This is a genomic window from Microcystis sp. M53602_WE12 (assembly GCF_030065455.1).
GTDB lineage: Bacteria > Cyanobacteriota > Cyanobacteriia > Cyanobacteriales > Microcystaceae > Microcystis > Microcystis aeruginosa.
This window is the reverse complement of the sequence record NZ_JASJFB010000441.1, coordinates 1-3762: the sequence shown is the minus strand read 5'-3', so window position 1 is coordinate 3762 and position 3762 is coordinate 1. Positions and strand designations below refer to the sequence as shown.

The 3762-nt window shown below is 44.0% G+C and carries 5 protein-coding genes and 2 pseudogenes; 1 reads left to right on the top strand and 6 read right to left on the bottom strand.

Annotated elements, in window-relative coordinates; genetic code table 11:
- Nucleotides 1-316 precede the first annotated feature (316 nt).
- Both PX482_RS14880 and PX482_RS14875 read right to left on the bottom strand, forming a co-directional pair.
- Nucleotides 317-710: pseudogene (locus PX482_RS14880) on the bottom strand (ACP S-malonyltransferase).
- Nucleotides 707-1084: a DUF433 domain-containing protein gene (locus PX482_RS14875; RefSeq protein WP_002760641.1), complete on the bottom strand. Its 378-nt coding sequence runs from the start codon at nt 1082-1084 to the stop codon at nt 707-709. Before PX482_RS14875 ends, PX482_RS14880 begins: the two are co-directional and overlap by 4 nt.
- Before the next feature lie 175 nt (nt 1085-1259).
- Between PX482_RS14875 and PX482_RS14870 the strand changes: the two genes are divergently transcribed.
- Nucleotides 1260-1439, top strand: coding sequence for a hypothetical protein (locus PX482_RS14870; RefSeq protein ID WP_002760643.1), 180 nt, complete (start codon nt 1260-1262; stop codon nt 1437-1439).
- 104 nt (nt 1440-1543) lie between these two features.
- Here the strand turns inward: PX482_RS14870 and PX482_RS14865 are convergent, their stop codons facing one another.
- The 4 genes and pseudogenes from PX482_RS14865 to PX482_RS27770 form a co-directional block, all read right to left on the bottom strand.
- On the bottom strand, nt 1544-2221 hold the full coding sequence (locus PX482_RS14865; RefSeq protein ID WP_002760645.1) for a hypothetical protein: 678 nt from the start codon (nt 2219-2221) through the stop codon (nt 1544-1546).
- A 512-nt stretch (nt 2222-2733) separates the two neighbouring features.
- On the bottom strand, nt 2734-3222 hold the full coding sequence (locus tag PX482_RS14860) for a PIN domain-containing protein (RefSeq protein ID WP_002760647.1): 489 nt from the start codon (nt 3220-3222) through the stop codon (nt 2734-2736).
- Entirely contained in the window at nt 3219-3470 is a 252-nt protein-coding gene (locus tag PX482_RS14855; RefSeq protein ID WP_043995814.1) for a UPF0175 family protein, read from the bottom strand. The genes PX482_RS14860 and PX482_RS14855 overlap by 4 nt, the downstream gene beginning before the upstream one ends.
- 89 nt (nt 3471-3559) lie before the next feature.
- Nucleotides 3560-3762: pseudogene (locus tag PX482_RS27770) on the bottom strand (hypothetical protein); the annotation flags it as partial.

Sequence of the window (3762 nt, the reverse complement as noted above, 5' to 3'; positions counted from 1 at the left end):
GTTTGTCCTACAGTCAGCTCTGGAGATTCAATTTCAATTCTATTTCCCGGTAGGACTTTTGCTGTCGTGTACAAAGTTGATTTAACCATTTTAAGCCTTCTCTTTAAGTATTGTTGTTAATATAGCTTATTAAAATCGGCGACCGCACTTTAACCCACAGTTTTAATCAATGTGCATGGTGAGTTCCCCAAAATCGATCGCTGGAACAGTAGGAGCCACCTTAGGGAACGCACCCTACAAGATTGCGTTCGACATCGCACTGGGGCTACGCCTTCACAGATAGACGAAGCCGCCTAACGGCAAAGTTAGACATTTGCTATGGAATAAACAGACGACTCACGCCTAAATAATTTTCAAGGTAAAGAGCAATTTCAATCAAGCGATCAACACATTCTTCTCGATATTCTCGTTCAATAATCCGATCAACATTTGCAAACGTAACCACAGGCAAAGAAGTTGGTAAACATTCTTCTCGAATTACCTGCTCTCAAGAATCTTCACCCTTCATACTACGGTTGGCGGTTAGCAAAATCATTTGATTCTCTTGAGCAAACCTCCAGACCACTCTATCACTGCTGTTAATTGGTAATTCAACTTCATCAAATGAAATAAAACGAATTGGTAATGTTTCAAGCCACCCTTCAGAAGTAATACTGCCAAAAAGTATGAGCGATTGCCCTTCAATAATTGTGATCGATTAGAAAAATCACTGGCTTATTGCTGCTCGTTTGGCTTTACGCGCTTGCAATTTTTGCCAAGCAGAAGTATATTCAGGCTTGGGCGGCAACTTAGAAATATTAGCAATACGTTCTTGGTTACGCTCATTCCAATAATCTCGAATTTCTGCTGCTTGCCGCACAACTATTTGATACTCTGACTCTACTTCTTTGTAGTGAGCGTCAATATAAGAGATGGCTGCATCAAACTGCTCATCAGTTAGATAGAATTGATGGCGGATTAAATGACGAGGGTAATTGGCGTGAATATAGTCCATTATTTGATACAAGGTTATTCTTGTGCCAGAAATTGTTAAACCACGCTCTGTTCGAGTAATTGCGGGTTCCTGATCAGGATACAGTGACATAGTTTTGATTAGCTCCAAATGGTGTTGAGTGGCCGCTCTTTTCTCATCATATCACCCCCAACTCTGCTGGCCTCACCAATGAAAATATGGCGCATTACATTTGATTAGCGTACCCTCGTCAGCGTACTGCTACCCAGTGCCTTCGGTATCGCACTTAAACCCACAGTTTCAATCAATGTGCATGGTGCGTTCCCCAAAATCGAGCGCTGGAGCAGTAGGAGCCACCTTAGGGAACGCACCCTACGGCGATGGCGATCTGCTACGCAGTGCCTTCGGCATCGCACTGAAACAGTCCACTACGAGAGCAGCAATTATTGTAGGTTGGGTTGACGTAAGGAAACCCAACCAAGAGTAACCTTTGGGGTGGTTGGGTTTCGCTTTTTCAAGCGAATTGATCTATTTTCGACCCAGTATTGTTTCGCTCAACCCAACCTACGAGGCGATGGCGATCGCTAACATCTAGTCCATTGTACAACCTCGATCCGACAGTTCCTGCTTTACCTTAGATGTCAAATCTTCAGGAAAACCAGGGGGTAACTGGGGCGGGGATCGGGAGGAAAAAATATAGATTTCATTTTGCCCATCTAAAACAGGCAAAATTTCTACAGGATAACCTTCTACAGGATAACCATTGTAGAAGTCTTTTTGCACAATGGTAGATTTATCCGCCCGCAAACGGCTACTGAGGAGTTGACCACTGATCACCTTTGCCGTTGACAATGAAAGAATCGAAACATCCAGCAAACCACGGTCTTTGTATTCTAAAACACAGACTTGCCCCTGCACCTGAGAGGGAAAAATACTCAAAAAATAAGCTTCATGTAAACTTTGAAAACCGTCACCATCATTATGCCACAGTCCCAGAAAAGGGGTGACAGTGGGATTAGTTTTTGCCCATTGGTTTCTAAATGACTTGAGCGGTTCACCTAATTCCGAAGGACTGATTAACTTATTATGTCCAGCCAAGCCAAACCAACTATCAATCATCTCCGAAGTGGTGAATTTAATGGAAAGTAAATCCAAGATATTTAGGGGGAGAATCAGTCCTCGCTGGGTAACAATTGCCGTCACGAGTCCAACGGTGGCAGTACCTAGAGCAACGAAGGCTGCAATGAGGACAATTGTCTTTCTCGTCATTTTGACACTCCAATCATATAGCCCACATCCTAGCGGTACACTCGCTTCGTCTGGCTAACTAGGGATTATACAGAAACTTTCTGTATAACACTCTCTGGGGTAACGATATGGGTCAACTTTCGGCATATCACCCCATTTGGGCGCAATCGCCCGAACTTTTCCGTATATCACGCCCAAAAGCGTGTTAGCCAGATTAGCATATTGTCAAAAACCTTGTTTAACTAAATTTCTGACAATAGGCTGAAATAACAGAAGTTTTCTAGGATTCTAGCGACGATTCTTCGATCTGACCGCACCTCTTGACAAAAATTTATAATTATTCGATTCGTTCAATTGTCGGGGGCTTCTGTAAAGATTTTTTAGCGTGAAATTATCATTCATACTGTACTTACTTGTAGCGTTTTGTTTCCATCTCAATCAACAAGAATCTAAGGGCAATATCAAGATATTGGTATGGGAAACGATAGTTTCGATCGATACCGACTCCACAGACCATCTTGGCTTATCCTTTACTAAGGTTCTTGAGCCAAAGCTAAGACACGCTGATATAGCTGGGAACTGACACGAAAACCAGCTTGGCTGATCAAGGCATCCATAACAGGTTGAACTTGAGGGATGAGGCTTTTTTGTTTGGCAACGAGCAGAATGCCCAGAATACCAATGATAGACAGCCCTAGCCGCAGGGCTTCTTGCCGCCCCAAGCGTTCATCGATGAGCAGATCATCAGCTTGCAGCTCAAGTGCCAAGGCTATTGCATTCGCTTCTCCAGCATCCAATCCTCGTTCTTGCTGAAGCTGGTTAACGAGTTCGGAGTTGGTGAGGGGTTGGGGTTGAATGCAGCCGGCTTGGAGAATGGCTGGAATGATGGGATTGCTTGCGGCTGCTAGTTCCCTAGCAACAACGTCTGGAATGATAACGGTTTGGTAAATTGACTCTAGCAACCAGAGATGATCGACGATCGCCAGATTGGCAAGGGCGGAGGTATCGCTGACCACGATCATAGCCAGCCTCGATCGCGCAGATGCTGAACATCCTGCTCAAAGTCTTCTACATCGTAGTGAACACAAATACCGCGATCTGCCAGCAGTTTTTGAAAGTCCATGACTTCCATCCCGGCAATTTTACTGGCGCGACTCAGGGAAATCCGCTCTTGCTGAAACAGCGCAATGGCAATCTCCCGGAGCCAGTCGCCCTGGTTAAAGGTTTCGGCTTGGCTGAGGTTATCCGGTAGGTTCAGGGTAATTTTCATTAAGACATCCTCACGCACTATTTATCTCCTCGTCTTTACTCGTTTTCTGATAACAGGATTTGGTATTATTGACTGACGGGAGCCAGCAATTAATTTCTAATTTTAAGCACTTGCATAGGAGTCAAACGTCTTTGCTCTGTCTTGTCAAAATGGTTCTTCGTTACTTGGTATGGTTCGATAGGGGGCATAAATCGACTAAATCCTTATCTGGCAAGAGACTTAATTGATTAGTTCGCTCTAGAGCAAAAACAATTGACAAAAATCGCTAAATGCCTTTCTCTATAAGGGTTCC